This is a genomic window from Cytobacillus solani (assembly GCF_001420595.1).
GTDB classification, from domain to species: domain Bacteria; phylum Bacillota; class Bacilli; order Bacillales; family Cytobacillaceae; genus Cytobacillus; species Cytobacillus solani.
This window is the reverse complement of sequence record NZ_LJIX01000006.1, coordinates 3,316,981-3,337,013: the sequence shown is the minus strand read 5'-3', so window position 1 is coordinate 3,337,013 and position 20,033 is coordinate 3,316,981. Positions and strand designations below refer to the sequence as shown.

Sequence of the window (20,033 nt, the reverse complement as noted above, 5' to 3'; positions counted from 1 at the left end):
ATAAAGGTATACTAGAATAGTAAATAAGTAAATATATACATAAATCGGGAGGATTGGACGAATATGATTAATCATGAACGGTTATTAAATGAGTTTTTAGAGCTTGTACAAATTGATTCTGAAACAAAATATGAAACGGAAATTGCAAAGGTTTTAAAGAAGAAGTTTACTGACTTGGGCGTTGAGGTATTTGAAGATGATACAACTGCACAAACTGGCCATGGAGCAGGAAATTTAATTTGTACACTTCAAGGGACAAAAGAGGGGGTAGATACGATTTACTTTACATCTCATATGGATACAGTAGTCCCTGGAAAAGGCATTAAACCATCTATTAAAGATGGGTATGTTGTAACTGATGGAACAACGATTCTTGGTGCAGATGATAAAGCAGGTCTTGCTGCAATGTTTGAAGTAATAAAAGTACTAAAAGAACAAAGCATCCCTCATGGAAAAATTGAATTTATTATTACAGTTGGTGAAGAATCTGGTCTTGTTGGTGCAAAGGCACTTGATTCTTCATTAGTTACTGCTAAATATGGCTATGCGCTTGATAGTGATGGCAAGGTAGGCAATATTATTGTTGCTGCGCCTACACAAGCAAAGGTGAAGGCAACAATTCTTGGAAAAACGGCTCATGCTGGTGTTGCACCAGAAAAAGGAGTTTCTGCTATCACAATCGCTGCTAAAGCGATTTCAAGAATGCCTCTAGGACGTATTGATGAAGAAACAACTGCGAATATTGGCCGTTTCGAAGGTGGTACGCAAACAAACATCGTTTGTGACCATGTTGAAATTTTGGCTGAGGCTCGCTCATTAGTGAATGAAAAAATGGAGCAGCAAGTAAGTAAAATGAAAGAAGCTTTTGAAACAGCAGCTGTCGAAATGGGCGGTAAAGCTGAAGTGGAAGTAGAAGTTATGTACCCAGGCTTTAAATTTGGCGAAGGTGATCATGTGGTTGAAGTGGCACGCAAAGCTGCTGCAAAAATTGGCCGCAGCTGTGAGTTATTAAAGAGCGGGGGCGGAAGTGATGCGAACGTGATTGCAGGCTTTGACATCCCAACTGTTAATCTTGCAGTTGGCTACGAGGAAATTCATACAACGAATGAGCGGATGCCGATTGAGGAATTAAATAAATTAGCAGAAATGGTGATTGCAATTATTGAGGAAGTAACAGCCCAATAAAAAAATGAGAGAAGAGAACCTTATTAAAAATGGGTTCTCTTATCTATTTAAAAAAGACTCTATTCAAAAGATTGTTTTTGGATAAATGGTGTGAGTGAAAATCCTAGGCAAAATAAGGTTGATTGTAGCGGAAGATGTGAGACTCTTCGGGAGGAGCGGACAGTTGAGACACCACAGGCGCTTTAGCAATGAGAAGGTTCAGGGCACACCCTGCAGAAAGCGAGTGACCTGGAGCGGAAATCAACTTCTGCGAATTCGTGTTAGGGGCAACAGTGTTTACGAAAACATCCTTTAAAAAAGAAAGCAGCAGGAAGTAGAATATGTTATATTTAATCTAGTAATAGTGGTACTATACACCCACTTGAGTGCAGGAGGGGTAGATTTTGGAAGAGATGAATAAGGTAGTTGTGTTTCAAGTTGGCAATGAAGAATACGCCATTCCCATTCATTTTGTTATGTCGATTGAAAAAGTAGAGGGGATTACACCAATCCCTCATTTACCTGCTTATGTAAATGGGATTACAAGAGTACGGGATGAGCTTATTCCGGTCGTTGACTTTGAAAGAATTCTTTATAACCGCTCATTTAAAGCAAATGAATCGACAAAAATGATTGTTTTACAAACAGAAATGCTGTCAATTGGCGTTATTGTTTCAGATGCGAAGGAAATCATTGACATTCCATCTGATAAATTAAAACAGCTAGGTCTTCTTGCTTATCAAAAAACAACATATTTTACTGGCGTTGCAAACCTGGATTCACGAGTGATTACAATGATTGACCCATCTATTCTCGTTCAATCACTAGATGGGATTAGAGAGATTCAGGAGTTTATGAAGACACAAAAGGAAACGGCATAAATAGGATTGAACAGAGGATTATTGAATCCTCTGTTTTCTTTTTGTTAGATAAATTTGTTAAAATAGTAGAAGAATAAGTACAAGGAAGTGCCGGCATGAAACAAATGTATCCGAAAAATGGACGAGTCATTTTGCATGTTGATATGAATAGTTTTTATGCTTCGGTCGAAATGGCCTATGATCCATCTTTAAAGGGGAAACCATTAGCGATTGCAGGCAATCCAAAGGAACGGCGGGGAATTATTGTGACGTGCAGCTATGAGGCGAGAAAGTTCGGTGTGAAAACAACGATGCCTCTTTGGGAGGCACAAAAGCTTTGCCCGCAGCTGATTGTTAAAAAGCCTAATTTTGATCGGTATCGTGCCGCTTCTATCGGGATGTTTGAAATATTAAATCAATATTCGTCATTAGTTGAGCCCGTTTCAATTGATGAAGGCTATGTAGACATAACGGAAAGCTATGAATTTGGAACCCCGCTTGAAATTGCTGAAACGATCCAAAGGCAAATTCAGAGGCAGCTTGATTTACCGTGCAGCATAGGGGTTGCACCGAATAAATTTCTAGCAAAAATGGCTTCTGATATGAAAAAGCCAATGGGGATCACTGTTCTTCGAAAAAGGGATGTGCCATCCGTTTTATGGCCGCTCGATGTGGAAGAAATGCATGGGGTTGGGAAGAAAACAGGGGAAAAACTACGGACCATCCATATAAAAACGATTGGTGATCTAGCAAAAGCAAATGATGTTCAAGTGAAATCTGTTCTAGGAATCAATGGTCCGAGATTAAAGGAGAGGGCGAATGGAAATGATCAAAGACCTGTTGACCCTGATGCAGCTTCCGAATTCAAAAGCATTGGCAATTCAACCACTTTGCCTCGTGATGTTTCCAATCAGCAGGAGCTCTTGCAGGTACTTGAAAAACTATCTGAAACTGTGTGTGTCAGACTAAAAAGAAAAAAAGTTCTTGCTTCTTCATTAGGGATAACTATCCGTTTCAAGGATCGAAAAACAATTACGAGAAGCAGGAAGCTTCAAAACCCAGTTCAAAAGGAAGAGGAGCTATTTCAGATAGCTAAACAGCTTTTTCTAAAGCATTGGAATGGTGATTCCGTTCGGCTGCTTGGCATTACGGGAATGGATTTAATTGAGTATAATGAGGCAGTTAAACAGCTAGACCTCTTTAGCTATGAAAAAGAGGCAAGGAAAGAGCCTTTGTTAGCAACATTAGCAACTCTTCGTGAAAAATTTGGCTCACATATTATTGATCGAGCAGTGATGATGCCGGAGGTTAAATCCGAGCAGCGAAATATTGGGGCAGAAACGAGCTTTAATAAAGATTTTTTGCAGGATTTCCCTTATAGGAAGGCCGAAAAAGAGGAATAGTATGCGAGAATTGCATTAATAATTGAATCTTGCTACAGTATAGAGGATTCTTAGCATGAAGATAGGCTTTAGAAGGGGTGTTAAAGGATGGAAAAAACACAAATTGGAATTATAGGTTTAGCGGTTATGGGAAAAAATCTTGCTATGAATATTGAGAGCAGAGGGTATTCCGTTTCCGTCTATAATCGATCACGAGAAAAGACAGATGAGATGCTGAAGGAGACAAACGGAAAAAATATTAAGGGTACATATTCCATTGAAGAGTTTGTGAATTCGATTGAAAAGCCAAGAAAGATTATGTTAATGGTGAAAGCTGGCGCTCCTACGGATGCAACCATTGAGCAATTAAAACCCCTCCTTAAAAAAGGGGATATCTTAATTGACGGCGGCAATACGTTATTTACAGATACACAGCGCCGCAATAAAGAGCTAAGTGAATTAGGCTTCCATTTCATCGGTACAGGTGTTTCTGGCGGCGAAGAAGGAGCATTGCTCGGTCCTTCCCTTATGCCTGGCGGCCAAAAGGAAGCGTATGAGCTTGTTGCTCCAATTTTTAAAGATATTTCTGCAAAAGTGAATGGGGAACCTTGTACAACGTATATCGGCCCGGATGGTGCAGGACATTATGTAAAGATGGTGCATAACGGGATTGAATATGGAGATATGCAGCTGATTTCAGAGGCTTATTTCCTATTAAAACATGTTCTTGGTCTTGGAGCAGATGAGCTTCATGATGTATTTGCAGAATGGAATAAAGGGGAACTTGATAGTTATTTAATCGAGATTACTGCGGATATTTTTGCGAACAAGGATGATGAGACAGGTGAACCGCTTGTCGATCGCATTCTTGATACAGCTGGTCAAAAAGGGACAGGGAAATGGACAAGCCAAAGCGCATTAGATATGGGCGTGCCGCTTCCAATTATTACTGAGTCTGTGTTTGCCCGCTATATTTCTGCAATGAAGGCTGAGCGTGTCTCTGCAAGCAAGGTGCTAAGCGGCCCTAGTAAACAAGCTTTTTCAGGGGATAAAAAAGCTTTCATTGAATCTGTCCGCAAAGCACTTTACATGAGCAAGATTTGCTCATATGCACAAGGATTTGCCCAAATGCGTGCAGCATCTGAGGAGTATAATTGGGATTTACGCTATGGCGATATTGCGATGATTTTCCGTGGAGGCTGTATTATTCGTGCACAGTTCCTGCAAAAGATTAAGGATGCCTATGATCGGGATGCAGGCTTGAAAAATTTACTGCTTGACCCTTATTTCAAAGAAATTGTAGAAAGCTATCAGGGTGCACTTCGTGAAATCATTGGTGTGGCTGTTCAAAATGGCATTCCTGTGCCATGCTTATCAGCAGCTATTTCTTATTATGACAGCTACCGGACAGAAACCTTGCCAGCCAATCTCATTCAGGCACAGCGTGATTATTTCGGTGCCCATACATACGAGCGTATTGATAAAGAAGGCGTGTTTCATACAGAATGGATGAAATAAAAGAATACAAAAAACAGCAGCGTTCAATATGAATGCTGCTGTTTTTTGTACAAATTAGAAAAGGGGATTAAAAATATAATTAACTCTATTAAAAAATTCGTTCTAATGAAAAAAAAGCAGGGATTAGCTATTATTCATATGAGCAAACTCAATGGTTGACAGAGAAAACGCGAAGAAGGTTAATGCAGAAATAGGATTAAAAGCTATAGAAACATCCATATCTACAAGCTAGGAAGTCAAGCAGGCTGGGCTGAATCATTAACCGGAAGAGCAGCTGAATTCTATATTTCAAAGGACAATCCAGTCGCAACAGCCCTTGAATCTATATATTACTGGAGCAAATGCAAGGGGATTCCAATGTTTGACATTGAAGGGAATTCTGCAAAGTGTAGAGATTTTGTTTCATACGGACTTGACTATCATGTCTAGGACATTCAACAGGAACAGTGGCAGCCGGCATCCTAAATGGAAAAAGCCAAGTGATATTCCAGTGTGGGATTCTCAGAAAACTTAAGGTTTGTCATTAATAAAAAGGCAGGTGAGGGTGGGAGTCTTAAAAGGATGCTAAAAATTGTAGGGAATAGGAAAAAATCACACTGCTAATTTAAAGCAGTGTGATTTTTTATTTTTCGAAATATTTTAATAAATTAATGGTTTATTCAGGTAGGTAATCAGCAAATTAGGGAGGCTTAGGAAGAGAGCATCCGCCCCCTCCCTTTGCAATTCAAAAGAACTAAGTCGTCTACCCAATTCGTCAAAGGTGAGATGTGATTAATTTCCAAAAAATGAACAATTTGTACTAATAAAATTAACATTTGTAACATAAAAAAGGTGAATTAATTCAATGAAATTTACAAAAGTAACTAAAAGATGACTTAGGAATGAGACAAGTATAGTCCATTAGTTTTATTAATTATTCTAGTTTCAAGACAATATCAGGAATATTTTAACAGACAAAATTCGACATTTTTTTTGGGAGTATTTGACCAATTTGTGAACAGGTGGTAATTAATATTAAAGGCAAAAAAAATTAAGAATGTATATTTCATACTACAAAAAGTGAATCGCTAAGAGAGGTAACAAATTATGTTGGAATCAAAGAGAAGAGCCATTATTTTCTTATCAATCTCTTTAATATTGGCGTTTATTGCTGGACTATTTTTTCTGCAAAAAATTAAAGAATTAAATAGTGAATTAGGGGGGATGACCAAAATATACGTGGCAGCAACTGATATCCCATCACGATCTTTACTTCAGCCTACCCATGTTATACAGGAGGAAATTCCAAATCGCTATGTGAATAATTCACATGTGACAAATGTTGAAGATTTGATTGATAAGGTTTTAGTTGTTCCATTAGTTGAGGGAGATATTATCACGAAATCGATGTTAAAACCTGTCTCAAATGCAACAGATGAAAATAATAGATTAGTAACGATGCTCCAATCAGATCGGATACGTTTTGATGAAGAATTAGAAGGACTTGATCGTGTTGATATTGTAGTATCACATAATTTTGACGGGAAGCCCGTTACTGAAATCTTTATGAAGGATGTTTTAGTTGCTGCCGTCTCTAAAAGCGAGAAAAACTTTTCTGGAGTAGCTGTTGAAGTTCCAGCCGAAGATGCGCCGAAAATTATCCATATGCAAAATTACGCGGATTCCATTCGAATACTAAAGGCGAATGTTGGAAAAGGACTCCAAATGAATACAGAGACCGATAAGCCGGAAGCCGAGCAGGAGAAAAAAGAAGAAAGTGCAGAAACTCAAAAGGCCCCAGTAACTCCAGTCGCACCACCGCAGGAGCAAAATAAAGAAAAAGTTGAAACAACTGAAAACGGGGCTGAAAACGTAAATAATAAAAAATAGAACCGAACTTAATTTGGAGGGTGCAAATGAGTGCTGAGATAAAAATATTACTCGTTGGTGATCAAGAACAATCGAAAAATCATTTAAGGGGTGTATTAAATAGCTTCGAAAAAGTTGATTTAATCTCTTATCGTGATTTGAAGACTGAGCTGGATCGATTAGCTCCAGATTTAATATTTTTAATTGAATCTGACGATGAATCCTCTGCAGATGCCATTGAATATATCCATGCAGTTAATCCGATGGCTCTAGTGGTTTTTATCGCATTCTCGCAAAATTTTGATGTATTAAAAAGCGTAATGAGAGCAGGCATTAAAGATTTCTTCGTATTGCCTGATGAAAATGCGATGCTGTATGGCCGAATGGATAGCATTATTCAAATGGTCTATCAACGAAAAAAACAATTAATGGAAACCGCCGTTGCAAGCCAGTCCTTTAAAAGAGGCAGGGGAAAAATATATTCGTTTTATAGTGGAAAAGGCGGATCAGGCAAAACGTTAATATCTAGTGCTTTTGCACAAACTTTAAAGTTTGAATCGACTGCTCAAGTAATCTTCATCGATTTAAATTTACACTATGGTGGTGCAGAGGCTTTTCTTTCAATCACTTCTAACCGTTCCTTTGCCGATCTAATGCCGGTTATTGATGAACTAAACGAAAGCCATATTCGAAATGTATCCCAAGTGGAGAAGCTATCCAAATTAGAAGTGCTGCTAAGTCCGCGCGATGCAGAAATAGCTGAGCATTTGCCAGAAGGGTTCATTGCAAGACTATTAAGAACTTGCAGGAGAAGCTATGACTTTGTCATAGTGGATTTGCCTGTGGCCATGAATATTCATTCCTATGCGGCTCTTGAAGAATCCGACAAGATTTTTTACATATTAAATTTAGATACCCCTTCTATTAACACTTTAAAACAAGTGGAGGGGCTATTTCAAAGGCTAGGAATTGAAACCGAGAGCAGAATGGAAATCCTCATTAACCAAGTGGGAAAAGAAAATGAGATTAAACCGAGTGATGTAAAGAATATCATTACTTACCCAATTGCTGCTAAGTTTCCTCGTGATTTTAAAGGAGTGCAGGCACATATTAATAAAAGCGTGCCCTTTAGAAAGGAAGCTAATGAAAAGAAATTAATCCCATTTGCAAAAGGTGTTAGAAAATGGGTTGTTCAAATGGTGGAATAACTCTTAAAAGGATTGATGACAGATGTCATTATTTGAAAGAAGAACGATCAAGTTAAAAGAAGAACATAAAGGAAATTATGAAAATCAATATATTAGTGAACTAGTCGATCATTACAAAACGAGAATTTTGCGTGAAGCGAACTTAGAACTGTTAACAAGTCTTCCTCAAGGTGAAATGAGATTAAGAATTGAACAACTAATTAGCCAATTTATGAGTGAAGAAAAAGTTGTCATCCCTAGACTTGATAAAGAAGAGCTATTGACAAGAATTATTGATGAATCGGTAGGCTACGGGCCGCTAGAGCCGCTGCTCGATGATCCAACGATCACAGAGATTTTAATCAATGGCCATAAGGAAATTTATATTGAGAAGCTTGGTAAGCTGCAGCTTGCTCCCGTTGCGTTTAAGGATGACAATCATGTGCGGCATGTCATTGATCGAATTGTTGCCCCTATCGGCCGGCGAATAGATGAAAGTTCACCGATGGTAGATGCTAGATTACCAGATGGAAGCCGTGTAAATGCCGTTATACCGCCAATTAGCTTAATTGGTCCAGTTGTTTCCATCAGGAAGTTTCGAAAAGAACCATTTCAAATGACTGATTTGCTTAATTTTGAATCATTAAATAATGAAATGTCGATATTTTTAGATGCTGTTGTAAGGGCAAAATTAAATATTTTGATATCAGGCGGTACTGGAAGCGGAAAGACAACTTTGTTAAATGTAATGGGCAACTCCATTCCAAATGGGGAGAGAATCGTAACGATTGAGGATTCCGCGGAGCTGCGTCTTGATAAACAGAATGTTGTTGGTTTGGAAGCAAGACCTCCTAACGTTGAGGGCTCAGGTGAAATTACCATTCGACATTTAGTGAAAAACTCGTTGAGAATGCGTCCTGACAGAATTATCGTCGGAGAGGTACGTGGTGCGGAAGCGTTTGATATGCTTCAAGCAATGAATACTGGACATGAAGGGTCAATTACAACCGTCCATGCCAATACTCCATTTGATGCATTAAGGCGTGTAGAGGGGATGGTTGTCATGGCGGGAATGGATTTACCTACACATATCATCCGTGAGTATATTGTTGGTGCGTTGGATATTATCGTTCAAGGAGAAAGGCTAACGGATGGAACGAGAAAGTTAACATCCATTTGCGAGATTCATAGGGAAGACAATGGAGAAATTGTCATTAAGGAAATTTTCGCATTCAGAAGAATTGGGATGAAGAAAACGGGAGAAGTTGAAGGGTATTTTGCACCTACTGGAGTAGTACCGAGATGTTTAGAAAGGATAAAAATGTTCGGCATTACTCTACCAGAAAATCTTTTTGAAAGTAAATAGAGGGGGGGACATTTTGGAAATTGCCTCTATATTCGGTATTTCTGTCTTGTTTTTTATTTGGGGAATTTATCAATTGCTCGGCTATAGAAAAGAGAAACGGGAAATAACAAAAAAGTATGAAAATATGTTTAAGAAAGAGAATGGTAGAAGCAGCTTTATTTCAAAGCTAGGTGATCGCTTTGATCAAACCCCATTCGCAAAGAAATTCAAGATTAAATTATTGTATGCGAATATATTAATCCTTCCTTCCGAGTTTTTTGCTATTTTGCTATTTTATTGCTTTGTCATGGTCATTATCTTTATGTGGCTATTTTCATTGAAGTTTAAGATTAGCATTATCATAGCAGCCGTCATAACTTTAGTATCTTACTGGCTTTTATTTCTAGGAAGAAGAAACAAGTATATTGAAAAGCTAAATAATCAGCTTTCAGAAGTTTGCCGATTGCTGGGAAATAGTACAAAAGCCGGAATGACGATTAATCAGGGAATTGAAGTTGTTGCTGCAGAGGTCGGATTTCCAGCAAGAGATGAATTTAAAGATCTAGCCCATAATTTACGTCTCGGCGTAGACTTTGAAAGGGCCTTAAAGGAAATTGAAAAAAGAGTGCCGACAAAAGAATTTAAATTATTTATTGCTGCTTTATTAATACAGAAGAAATCAGGCGGAAACTTAACAAAGGTTTTGGAGGAAATGGCCAAAACATTAGAAGAACGAAAAATTTTAAGGCAGACGATTAAAACAGCAACAGCTGAACAGCGCTTTATTTCATATATTTTACCGGCAATGCCGATATTTTTAATTTTAATGCTGAATTCAATGATGGATGGTTTTATTGATTTGATATTTACCATTCCGGGTGCCATATTAACAACGGTTTTCTTAATCGGAATGGTCATATCTTTCATACTGGTTAGAGCTGTCACAAATATAAGGGTGTAGACGATATGGACGGAGTAATACTTTCAGCAATTTTATTATTTTGGTTGTTCTTAGTGCTAAGCTTTTTGAATTTATATAGTTATTCCAAAAGCAAGGAAACACTTAAAGTGCACTTAAATGAAGTTGCTCTAACTCAAGCAATGATAAGGGAAAAGAAAAGATCATTATTCGACAGAATGATTATGTTTCTATCCCGTTATGCTGATGATTTTTCAGCAATTGGAGAGAGAATTAATTTTTATAGTGAATCACCTGATGTTGAAGTCTTGCTGACGAAGGCAGGGAAGCCATATGGACTAACGGTAGCCCGCTTCCAGGGATTTAAAATTGTTTGCGTCATCCTTGGGTTTATTATTGGAACTTTTCTCTTCATTTTGGGCTTTCCTTTTGCAAATGTTCTTTTTGTTACACTTCCGTTTATTGGATTTTTTATCCCTATTTTCTTAGTAAGGGGAAAGGCGAAAAAGCGTCAGGAGCAGCTCCGACGAGATTTGCCGGACTTCCTTGATACGGTAAGTATAAGTTTGCAGGCAGGATCTGGATTAGATGGAGCAATAAAGGAAGTAATCAGTTATTATATCGGGCCAATTCAGGAAGAGTTTTCAAGGTTTATTCAAGAAATAGAACTTGGTGTTCCGAGAGAAAAAGCATATTTGGAAATGCTGAATCGAAACGATAATCAGGATTTTCAAAATGTCATTAAATCTTTAATTCAAGGATCAAGATTAGGTGTGCCCGTTGCTACAACGTTTCAAAATCAAGCGAATGAAATGAGAAGGATAAGCCTAGAGCAAGTGAAGGAAAAAGCTGCAAAAGCTTCTCCGAAGGTGACACTCATTACGTCATTTCTTATCGCACCACTGATTATGTTAATGATTTTAGGTTTGATCATTCTCAATATGATCTATGGGGAAGACAGTATTATTAATCTATTTTCAACGTAAAAAGACTCTTTGAAAGGGGTGGTGTTTCAAAGGTTAGAAGAAACGATGACTTTGTTGTTATGATTTAAGATTGGAATTAAACATATTGAGGAGGAAGAAAATGAAGAAGAAATTGATTGAAATTAGAGAAAAAGTGAATAACAGCTTAACGTCTATGTACTTTGGTCTTAAAGGAAGAGTAGCAAATGAGAAGGGTGTTTCAACTATTGAGTGGGTTGGCTTAGCGGCGGTTATTATTGCCTTGATGTTCGCATTAGCTACAGCGATGAAGACGAGTGGCGGGGATCTTTCTGAAGTAATCATAACTAAATTAAAGGAAATGATCGAGGGTATAAACAGCTGATTACGGTATGAAACAACTTTGAAAGGAGGGAGTTCATGCTTAGACTATTTACTCCTGCAGCTATTATATTTTTTTGCTTTATCTTTTTGGCTGGGTGCCAAGATAAACAGGAAACGGTTGATAAAGTAAAAGAAAAAGAGGTTGTTAAGGTAGAGGAAGAGAAACCTGCTTCCGAGGAAACGACAGCAGAGCCTGAAGAAATACCGTTTCATATTGACGTTCCTGAAATGCCTAGCAATCTTGAAGAAGTAGTTTCCTATCCCGTTGGATTATTCGCATCCAAGGATACCAAGGTAAAAGATGAAGCGGTTCAAGAAGCGTTAGACGTAATCCCTCCTCTTTCTGAAACAGCTAATGATGAAGAACTATCTAATTTATTGGCTTATGTATACTCTCTTTTCAAGATGGATTATGATGACCCAAAGGTTATTATTGATTCGTTAAGTATTGCGACAACACCAGAATCGGAGGGAATTTCTGAAGAAGAGAAGACGGAGACATTCAATGTGGAAATCATACTGGATGCCAGTGGAAGTATGAAGAAAACGATTGGCTCTAAGTCTATGATGGAGATTGCCAAGGAGGCTATTCAAGAATTTGCCTCAACCTTACCTGAAGAGGCAAATGTTGGTTTGCGTGTTTATGGCCATAAAGGAACGGGTTCTGACGCGGATAAAGCCATGTCCTGTGCTGCAAATGAATTAGTCTACCCTATTCAGCCGTACAGTGACTCGGGACTGAAAGAGGCATTAGGAAAATTTAATCCTTCGGGCTGGACACCGCTTGCCCAATCATTACTTGAAGCCCAGCAAGATCTAGCTCAATTCAAAGGTGAAAACCATCGAAATATTATTTACTTAGTAAGTGATGGAGTAGAAACATGTGATGGCGATCCAATTGCTGCTGCAAAAAGCTTAAAGGCATCTGAGATTTCACCAGTTGTTAATATCATTGGATTTGATTTAGGCAGTAAAGACGAGCAGCAATTAATGGACGTAGCAGAAGCAGCTGGTGGAACATACGTAAATGTTCGCAATCATGAGCAATTAAAAAGTCAATTTAATAAGGCTTCGGCTGATGCAAATAAATGGATGACGTGGTATCAGAAGGAAAAGTCAGCCACTTATGATTTAGCAATTAGTCAACAGTCGGCAATTTATAAGCTATCAAACTCATGGAAAAATAATATTTTCAAAGAGAAATATTTAGTTCAATTTTCACTGCAAAGCTTGCATACAAAGGGGAAAATTGAAAAAGAGCAGGAATTAAAAATGTATAACATGGCAAAAGAATTCTACAAGGAGCATTTTGAGTCAGTTGAAGAAATGAAGAATACGCTCATTGATGCAAGAGATGAGAATTTAGCCTCATCTTTAAAAGAAATTAAAGAAATATATAACCAAAACGTCTCTCCAGGAAAAAAAGAGTAGGGGGACTTGATAAGTAAATGAAGAAATTACTTAAAAATGAACGAGGGTCGGCAATCATTGAATTTATTTCAATGGTGCCCCTTGTCTTACTTTTAATGATGATCCTTTGGCAATTTCTTGTAGCTGGATATGCTGTTATTATCACTCAGTCAGCCGCAAACGAAGCCGCAAAAAACTACTCTGTAACAAAAGACCGTATGGAAGCTAATGCTGCAGCGGAGAAAATTGTTCAAAATGCTAAAGGTATATTAAAGCTAAATGGAAATGTAAATATTCAAAACTTGAGCTCAAGAGATTTCAAGGCGACAGTTACTGTTGATATGTCGCTAAAGTTTTTGCCTAAAGATTTTCTTGGAATCCTTCCGCCATTAACTTTTGATAAGTCAATAAATGGCAGGACGGTGGAGTAAGTGAAGAGATTTATTGCAAATGAAAAAGGGAATACGATGATTTTTATGCTTGGCTCGATGACGATGCTTGTGTTAATGTTTGTCATTATTGGGAGCTTTGCCAATGTCTTTATTATTAAGGAAAAGGCATCCAATAATGCTGAACAGGCAAGTTTAGCAGCATCGGGGGAAATTTTGGCGGGTTTAAACACAGCGATCGAGCAGTATGACCAATTTCAGTATAATTACTATCTAAGTATTGAGAGGCTAGACTTATATACTGCAAATTCAATCCTAAAAAAGCTTGGTGAAGAAAAAGTAAAGCTAAGCAGCTCCGGGAGAGATTTATCAACTATAGAGATTAACCACAATGCCATAAATAATGTGATAAAGGCAGAATTAGAATCTTCAGGGATTACTAGTAGTGCATTGCAAGGGTATGTAACCAGTGAACTGAGTACTGCAGTTAGCAGAGTCCATAATGCTGTTGAAAAAAATATTAATGACAACAATGGTGTGCTTTCTGGAACAACAGTAGTTATTTTTAACAAGAATAAAAGGGTTGAAGTAGAGACAGCAACCAAATATAAGGCTATTAAATATGATAGCTTGTTTCCCGAAGATAAAAGGCTCATCAAGCAAAAAGGTGAAGGGTTAAAATTTGAGTTTTTAAGCGGTTTCGGCACGTTCAAATCGGAATACACATTTCCGTGATAAGAAATTTTAGGCAATAAATAAATCTGCAAGAAAGGAGAGGAGATATGATTAAACGATTAAGGATCGTTTTTGCGATCATAGCAACAGCAGCATTGTTGTTTCTCAACACGGGTCCATTTATTTTATATGCGTCAGCATGGGGTGAATCGAACACATGGACGACTTCTCCATCGTGGAATAACGAGCCCACATGGAAAACCGCGCCTAAATGGGAGACTCCACAGTGGAAATCTCCTGGCTGGAATACACAGCCCACATGGAAAACGCAGCCAAACTGGCAGAATCCTGGTTGGAATACCGAACCATCATGGAAAACATCACCAGATTGGAGTTCACCTGGATGGGAGAATCAGCCAAATTGGAATTCACCTGGATGGGAAACTCAGCCTGGGTGGGAAAATCAGCCAAATTGGAATTCACCTGGATGGGAAACTCAGCCTGGATGGGAAAACCAGCCTAATTGGCAAGATCCAAACTGGAATGACCCTAATGGGGGAAACTCTAATTCGAACCCAACACCCGGCCAAAACAACAATATAAATGATCCTACTTCTCCAGATGGAACAAAGCCAAATAATCCGGGTGACCCAAACTCCCCAAACCCACCAGATGATAATAATCCACAATCGAATGATCAGACAGATAATCAAAATGACTCTAATACGGAAAATAAGAATAATAATGATAAGTCAGGGGATGACCTAGATGGCCCATTCTTTGATTTCAAAGATCCTAAAGTTAAAGATAGTATTGATTATATTGTAAAGGATATTGCTGGAGGGACGATTAATCTAGTAGACCAGAGTCTAAGAAAAGGAGACATTACTCTACAAGACTTTCTTAAAAGCAAGGGTTCAATGGGGTTCTCCGGGTTTAAGGTATTTACAAAAGGAGATCCCACACTTGATGGATTGTATGATGGAATTGATCTAGTAAAAAACTCTAAAGAAGTTTATGATAAGTACAAAATTTTTAAAGAAGTAAAAGATGTTGATAACCTAAGAAAAGCTGGAGATTTACTAGAGTATGCTAGACATTCTCAAGATTTATATGAGGCTGGTAAATCCTTCTCAACTGGAAATGCAATAGTTTCAGCTATTACGATGCCATTAACGATATATGACACCGTCGGTAACGTTAAGAAACTAAATAATGCCAAAACGGCTGAAGAAAAGACGGATGCTAAATGGGATATAGCAGAAAATACCGGAAGTCTAATAACTGGCGCTGCCCCATTTGTTGCAATGATTCCAGGTGCACAGCCTATTGCCGCAGGAATGGTTGTTGTAGGTACAGCAATAACTGCCGTAGCCGCAGGTAGAAAACTTTGGAAAAACCGTAAAGAAATTGGAAAAGATATAGTGAAAAAGGCTAAGAAGGTAGGAAAATGGTTTAAGTCATTATTTAAGGGGTGAGTTGCAGCATTGATCGACACAAAGCCTACAAAACTGCACGAAAAAAATATCAAACAGTATAAAAAAGTCTTTGAAAAATGGGATATGTGGGATTTTGCCTATTTTGATGGAAAAGATTATTATTTTTTAACTTTATATGAGCAGGTCCTTAAAGGAATAACAGGCTATTTGATCCTAGACTACAAAGGGAATATTGTTCCCTTTGTACAGGCAAAATCCCCAGCTCTTTCTTTAATTAGATTTAATACGATGATCCATGGGGCAATGCAGGAAATGGTTCCGCAAATGCGGAAAAATATGACTCCGTATAAAGAAGTAGTATCCTTGTTATCAAAATATAAAACAAATTTAGTTAGTAAGCATCCCAAATTGGAATCATCTGTTGAAAAGGTCATTCAATACACAACACATGCGTTAGGAAACAGTACGCGAATTGAGGAGTTTATTAACAAATTAGGCCATTTGCAGCGTTTTGCTACGAGAGAACATGGATATTTTGATGATGAAATCTTAAAGGCAATGAAAGAAGAAAGTGTTAAGTATAATGCCATGATGTATGAGTATGGTCTCAATGAATTTGATATGATGAATGATTACCAGCAAATAATCAATGCTTTAAGCGAGGGATCTTCTACTATTCCTTTTACTGACCGTAAAAAAATAAATGAATTATTGAAGGCAGCAATGCAATCAAATAATGGTTCGTTAAAAAGGACAATGCAGGAATTTGATGATGGATTTAAGGAGGTCAATGTACTTCTAAATCCAGCAAATTTAGAGCAATCGTTTAATGAAAAAATGTTGAAAAGCGGATTGAAGGCATTTGAAGAAAAAATAGTCCCTATCATTCGAAATCCATCATAATGGCAGGTAAAGTACATGAAAAGAATTTTGTCTAACTCATTATACTTGTATTCAAGTAAATTTGTTCCACTTATTTGTATGTCATTATTGACGTATGTCCCCTTATTATTTTTGCATACGATCATAGTTAACTATATTTATAATGAATCGCGTTTTATGGAATATCCTGGTGTGATCGGGGATGCAGCCAATGGGATATTCATGCTCGTTTTTCTAACTATTGCCCAAGTTCCGTTTATTAAGCTAACCATACTGGATCATGAAGATGAGGAATCCATATTTCGAAAATCTCTAGGGTTTTCACTGGATAGAATGATTTCTTTATATGTTTTTGCTTGCTTGTATTCATTATTGGTATTTCTTGGGGGACTGCTTTTTGTCATTCCGGGGTTAATTGTTTTACTTCTTTTTTATTTTGTTCCATATTTTATTGCGGATGGTGTTAAGTCATATAAAGTAGCCATTCGAAAGTCTGTCAGCTTAGTAAAAAAGCGAGTTTTAATTACATTTGTAATCATTGGAGCAGTAACGGCCATTCAGTTATTATTTGAAAATGTTTTATTCCTCTTTATTTCTATCTATACGGATGTGTATTTCGTATTTCTATTTACAAAAATTATTTTACAAATGTTTATTTTGCCATTCCAAATTATCCTTGTTACAAATTTATTTATTGATATTAAGGAAGAAAACACGGTTGAACTCGAAACGAATTCCATCATTAAAGCTAGAATGTAAAATGAGTGTCAAATGTTAAAGGGAAAAATGCTGAGACAAAAGGAGCTTGACATTTTATGATAAAACTGACGAAGAAGCACTATATTATCCTATTAATTGTATTTGTTTCTATTATCTCAGCATTTTTATTCAGTATGGCTTTCTCGGGAAATCAGCCGAAGGAAGCATCTGTACAGCCCGAAAGTAATCAAGAAGAAATAGAAGAATCAGAGAAGGATGCAGAAGAGGGTCTGCAACCGAAGCAGCAATTGAATGCAGATGAAATATTGGCTAATCTTCCATCAACATTAGAAAAGGTCGATGAGATCGTCAACTACCCAGTTGGGGGCTTTTCGGGAAGGAGTTACCGCGAGTTAAATAAAGAAGAAAAGCAATATATATTAGAACACTTTGAAAAGCTTCCTATTATCGAAGATTCAGATGGGAAACAAAGTCAGCCTGCAGAGGAAGAAATCGAAGCTTATTGGCGATTAGCCTATTCTTTGTTTCATGAGAACTATCCAGGTCCAAATGAAATTTTAAAAGAATTAAATACAATCCTATTTGGAAGACCGGATTTAGAGGATGACCGGTATCGCTTTAAAGAGCATTTGAATGTGGAAATCATATTAGATGCCAGTGGCAGCATGGCAAAAAAAATTGACGGCAAGCCTATGATGGATATGGCCAAAGAGGCAATAAAAGAATTTACTGCAGACTTGCCGAATGATGCACATGTGGCTCTTCGCGTTTATGGACATAAAGGAAGCGGCTCAAATCAAGATAAAAAGCTTTCATGCTCGAGCAATGAACTTGTTTACCCGTTAAAGAAATATAGTGCATCTAGTTTAAATTCAGCGTTAAGGAAATTTAAACCTTCCGGATGGACGCCACTTGCTAAGGCTATTGAAGAAGCCAAAAATGACTTAAAGGATTTTAATGGCGAAAATCATACGAATATTATTTATTTAGTAAGTGATGGGGTTGAAACGTGTGAAGGTGACCCTGTAAAGGAAGCGAAGGAACTAGCAGATTCAAATATTACGCCTATCGTTAATATTATTGGCTTCAATGTGGATAGTGAAGGGCAAAGACAATTAAAAGAGATTGCAGATGCTGCAAAAGGAACATATACAACGGTTTTAAACCAAGAAGGGCTATCAGAAGAATTCGACCGTTCAAAAGAAATCGCTCAAAAATGGGAAGAATGGGTTACAGATGCTGTTAAGCAATTAGAGGATGAAAATAATCATCAATGGGATAACATCTTTAATGCTTCAACGATATGGCTGGAAAAGAATAAACAGCAAAGAATGAACATTATGGATGTTACAGATGATCTACATAAAAGCGGTCAAATCAATAAGAAATCCGCTGAGATGATAAAAGAAAAAGCAAATGACCAATCTAGGAAGATATTAAAACTAAGTGCAGATTTAAGAGACGGTCTTTGGGTGCTAAAAGATAAAAAATACGAGGAAGTTAAAGAAGAAATTGATAAGCTATTTAATGAAAATGTCGAGCGGCTAAAAAATAGGGAGAAGTAAGACATTGCCAATCTAGCTGCATGACCAATAGCAAGATAGGATTAATAAAAACAAGCACTCCTATCATTCAATTTAAAAAGGTAATATGGAGTACTCTAAGCTGATAGTTATATCTCTATCGGCTTATTAAATTTCCAAAATTCTTGATAGAGGTAAGCCTTTAATCAAATCGTTCAAATAGTGTAGCAGAATCAATTTCATCTTCAGATTAAAGGGATAATTTATGAAACAAGAAGACTATTTTATTGTAGGGAAGTTAAGAACAAGGACGTATATATGTGGAAAAACGGAAAGTGGAGTAAAAAATCTTTACAAAGCTTTCCATTTTATTTTTGCATACCTTTTGAAGAGGACTTCTAGAATGGATGTGTTTTTCGGAAGTAAGCCTTTAGTCTATTGTTTAAATAGGGATTTATACCTAGAAACTAAACTGCAGCCCAAACGTAAAAGATGATAAAGGCATGTAAATGTTTGTTTTGTTATTTAAGGGGGTGAGTTGCAGTATTGATAGACACAAAGCCTACCAAACTACACGAAAAAAATATCAAACAATACAAAAAAATATTTGAAAAATGGGATATGTGGGATTTTGCCTATTTTGATGGAAAAGATTATTATTTTTTAACTTTATATGAGCAGGTCCTTAAAGGAATAACAGGCTATTTGATCCTAGACTGCAAAGGGCATATTGTTCCCTTTGTACAGGCAAAAGCTTCAGCTCTTTCTTTAATTAGATTTAATACGATGATCCATGGGGCAATGCAGGAAATGGTTCCGCAAATGCGGAAAAATATGACTCCGTACAAAGAAGTAGTATCCTTATTATCAAAATATAAAACAAATTTAGTTAGTAAGCATCCCAAATTGGAATCATCTGTTGAAAAGGTCATTCAATACACAACACATGCGTTAGGAAACAGTACGCGAATTGAGGAGTTTATTAACAAATTAGGCCATTTGCAGCGTTTTGCTACGAGAGAACATGGATATTTTGATGATGAAATCTTAAAGGCAATGAAAGAAGAAAGTGTTAAGTATAATGCCATGATGTATGAGTATGGTCTCAATGAATTTGATATGATGAATGATTACCAGCAAATTATCAATGTTTTAAGCGAGGGATCTTCTACTATTCCTTTTGCTGACCGTAAAAAAATAAATGAACTATTGAAGGCAGCGATGCAATCAAATAATGGTTCGTTAAAAAGGACAATGCAGGAATTTGATGATGGGTTTATGGAAGTTAATGTACAGCTAAATCCAGCAAATTTAGAACAATCGTTTGATGAAAAAATGTCAAAAAGCGGGTTGAAGGCATTTGAAGAAAAAATAGTCCCTATCATTCGAAATCCATTATAATGCAGGTATAGTACATATAAAAATAAGAACCCCTTTCATTCAA

General features: G+C 37.2%; 18 protein-coding genes. All 18 read left to right on the top strand.

Annotated elements, in window-relative coordinates:
- The first annotated feature begins 63 nt into the window (after positions 1 to 63).
- The 18 genes from AN957_RS18555 (at position 64) to AN957_RS18465 (ending at position 19,990) form a co-directional block, all read left to right on the top strand.
- Complete coding sequence (locus tag AN957_RS18555) at positions 64 to 1,185, top strand: tripeptidase T (RefSeq protein ID WP_056685502.1); 1,122 nt, start codon at positions 64 to 66, stop codon at positions 1,183 to 1,185.
- Positions 1,186 to 1,568: 383 nt separating this feature from the next.
- Entirely contained in the window at positions 1,569 to 2,045 is a 477-nt protein-coding gene (locus AN957_RS18550; RefSeq protein WP_056685499.1) for a chemotaxis protein CheW, read from the top strand.
- A 95-nt stretch (positions 2,046 to 2,140) separates the two neighbouring features.
- Positions 2,141 to 3,427: a DNA polymerase IV gene (locus AN957_RS18545; protein ID WP_053476923.1), complete on the top strand. Its 1,287-nt coding sequence runs from the start codon at positions 2,141 to 2,143 to the stop codon at positions 3,425 to 3,427.
- Between the two features lie 87 nt (positions 3,428 to 3,514).
- The gene (gene gndA, locus AN957_RS18540) at positions 3,515 to 4,924 is read left to right on the top strand and encodes an NADP-dependent phosphogluconate dehydrogenase (protein WP_056685496.1); all 1,410 of its coding nucleotides are present in this window, start codon (positions 3,515 to 3,517) and stop codon (positions 4,922 to 4,924) included.
- Between the two features lie 1,086 nt (positions 4,925 to 6,010).
- Positions 6,011 to 6,793: a Flp pilus assembly protein CpaB gene (cpaB, locus tag AN957_RS18535; protein WP_075209180.1), complete on the top strand. Its 783-nt coding sequence runs from the start codon at positions 6,011 to 6,013 to the stop codon at positions 6,791 to 6,793.
- Positions 6,794 to 6,819: 26 nt separating this feature from the next.
- The gene (locus AN957_RS18530) at positions 6,820 to 7,980 is read left to right on the top strand and encodes a CpaE/TadZ family protein (RefSeq protein ID WP_053476921.1); all 1,161 of its coding nucleotides are present in this window, start codon (positions 6,820 to 6,822) and stop codon (positions 7,978 to 7,980) included.
- Positions 7,981 to 8,002: 22 nt separating this feature from the next.
- Positions 8,003 to 9,325 carry a TadA family conjugal transfer-associated ATPase gene (locus tag AN957_RS18525; protein ID WP_053476920.1) on the top strand — a complete coding sequence of 441 codons (1,323 nt, stop codon included), beginning with the start codon at positions 8,003 to 8,005 and terminating at the stop codon, positions 9,323 to 9,325.
- Positions 9,326 to 9,338: 13 nt separating this feature from the next.
- Complete coding sequence (locus AN957_RS18520) at positions 9,339 to 10,265, top strand: type II secretion system F family protein (RefSeq protein WP_053476919.1); 927 nt, start codon at positions 9,339 to 9,341, stop codon at positions 10,263 to 10,265.
- 5 nt (positions 10,266 to 10,270) lie between these two features.
- Entirely contained in the window at positions 10,271 to 11,209 is a 939-nt protein-coding gene (locus tag AN957_RS18515; protein WP_053476918.1) for a type II secretion system F family protein, read from the top strand.
- Positions 11,210 to 11,309: 100 nt separating this feature from the next.
- Complete coding sequence (locus AN957_RS18510) at positions 11,310 to 11,552, top strand: hypothetical protein (protein WP_053476917.1); 243 nt, start codon at positions 11,310 to 11,312, stop codon at positions 11,550 to 11,552.
- A gap of 35 nt (positions 11,553 to 11,587) precedes the next feature.
- Positions 11,588 to 12,982 (top strand): vWA domain-containing protein, encoded by a 1,395-nt coding sequence (locus AN957_RS18505; RefSeq protein ID WP_053476916.1) that lies wholly within the window; start codon positions 11,588 to 11,590, stop codon positions 12,980 to 12,982.
- Positions 12,983 to 12,999: 17 nt separating this feature from the next.
- Entirely contained in the window at positions 13,000 to 13,392 is a 393-nt protein-coding gene (locus tag AN957_RS18500) for a TadE family protein (protein WP_053476915.1), read from the top strand.
- Entirely contained in the window at positions 13,393 to 14,085 is a 693-nt protein-coding gene (locus AN957_RS18495) for a TadE/TadG family type IV pilus assembly protein (RefSeq protein WP_053476914.1), read from the top strand.
- A gap of 47 nt (positions 14,086 to 14,132) precedes the next feature.
- A complete protein-coding gene (locus AN957_RS18490) occupies positions 14,133 to 15,503 on the top strand; it encodes a hypothetical protein (RefSeq protein WP_053476913.1) in 1,371 nt (456 codons plus the stop codon).
- Positions 15,504 to 15,512: 9 nt separating this feature from the next.
- Positions 15,513 to 16,367: a hypothetical protein gene (locus AN957_RS18485; protein ID WP_056685492.1), complete on the top strand. Its 855-nt coding sequence runs from the start codon at positions 15,513 to 15,515 to the stop codon at positions 16,365 to 16,367.
- Between the two features lie 15 nt (positions 16,368 to 16,382).
- The gene (locus AN957_RS18480) at positions 16,383 to 17,105 is read left to right on the top strand and encodes a hypothetical protein (RefSeq protein ID WP_053476911.1); all 723 of its coding nucleotides are present in this window, start codon (positions 16,383 to 16,385) and stop codon (positions 17,103 to 17,105) included.
- A 56-nt stretch (positions 17,106 to 17,161) separates the two neighbouring features.
- Complete coding sequence (locus AN957_RS18475) at positions 17,162 to 18,631, top strand: vWA domain-containing protein (RefSeq protein ID WP_056685490.1); 1,470 nt, start codon at positions 17,162 to 17,164, stop codon at positions 18,629 to 18,631.
- Positions 18,632 to 19,135: 504 nt separating this feature from the next.
- Positions 19,136 to 19,990, top strand: coding sequence for a hypothetical protein (locus tag AN957_RS18465; RefSeq protein WP_056685487.1), 855 nt, complete (start codon positions 19,136 to 19,138; stop codon positions 19,988 to 19,990).
- The last annotated feature ends 43 nt before the right edge of the window (positions 19,991 to 20,033 follow it).

What these genes read in the sequence shown, in the direction of transcription:
- AN957_RS18530 (WP_053476921.1), top strand. Translation starts at nt 6,820, where the DNA reads ATGAGTGCTGAGATAAAAATATTACTCGTTGGTGATCAAGAACAATCG.
- AN957_RS18525 (WP_053476920.1), top strand. Translation starts at nt 8,003, where the DNA reads ATGTCATTATTTGAAAGAAGAACGATCAAGTTAAAAGAAGAACATAAA.
- AN957_RS18545 (WP_053476923.1), top strand. Translation starts at nt 2,141, where the DNA reads ATGAAACAAATGTATCCGAAAAATGGACGAGTCATTTTGCATGTTGAT.
- AN957_RS18490 (WP_053476913.1), top strand. Translation starts at nt 14,133, where the DNA reads ATGATTAAACGATTAAGGATCGTTTTTGCGATCATAGCAACAGCAGCA.
- AN957_RS18500 (WP_053476915.1), top strand. Translation starts at nt 13,000, where the DNA reads ATGAAGAAATTACTTAAAAATGAACGAGGGTCGGCAATCATTGAATTT.
- AN957_RS18515 (WP_053476918.1), top strand. Translation starts at nt 10,271, where the DNA reads ATGGACGGAGTAATACTTTCAGCAATTTTATTATTTTGGTTGTTCTTA.
- AN957_RS18555 (WP_056685502.1), top strand. Translation starts at nt 64, where the DNA reads ATGATTAATCATGAACGGTTATTAAATGAGTTTTTAGAGCTTGTACAA.
- AN957_RS18475 (WP_056685490.1), top strand. Translation starts at nt 17,162, where the DNA reads ATGATAAAACTGACGAAGAAGCACTATATTATCCTATTAATTGTATTT.
- cpaB (WP_075209180.1), top strand. Translation starts at nt 6,011, where the DNA reads ATGTTGGAATCAAAGAGAAGAGCCATTATTTTCTTATCAATCTCTTTA.
- AN957_RS18505 (WP_053476916.1), top strand. Translation starts at nt 11,588, where the DNA reads ATGCTTAGACTATTTACTCCTGCAGCTATTATATTTTTTTGCTTTATC.
- AN957_RS18510 (WP_053476917.1), top strand. Translation starts at nt 11,310, where the DNA reads ATGAAGAAGAAATTGATTGAAATTAGAGAAAAAGTGAATAACAGCTTA.
- gndA (WP_056685496.1), top strand. Translation starts at nt 3,515, where the DNA reads ATGGAAAAAACACAAATTGGAATTATAGGTTTAGCGGTTATGGGAAAA.
- AN957_RS18480 (WP_053476911.1), top strand. Translation starts at nt 16,383, where the DNA reads ATGAAAAGAATTTTGTCTAACTCATTATACTTGTATTCAAGTAAATTT.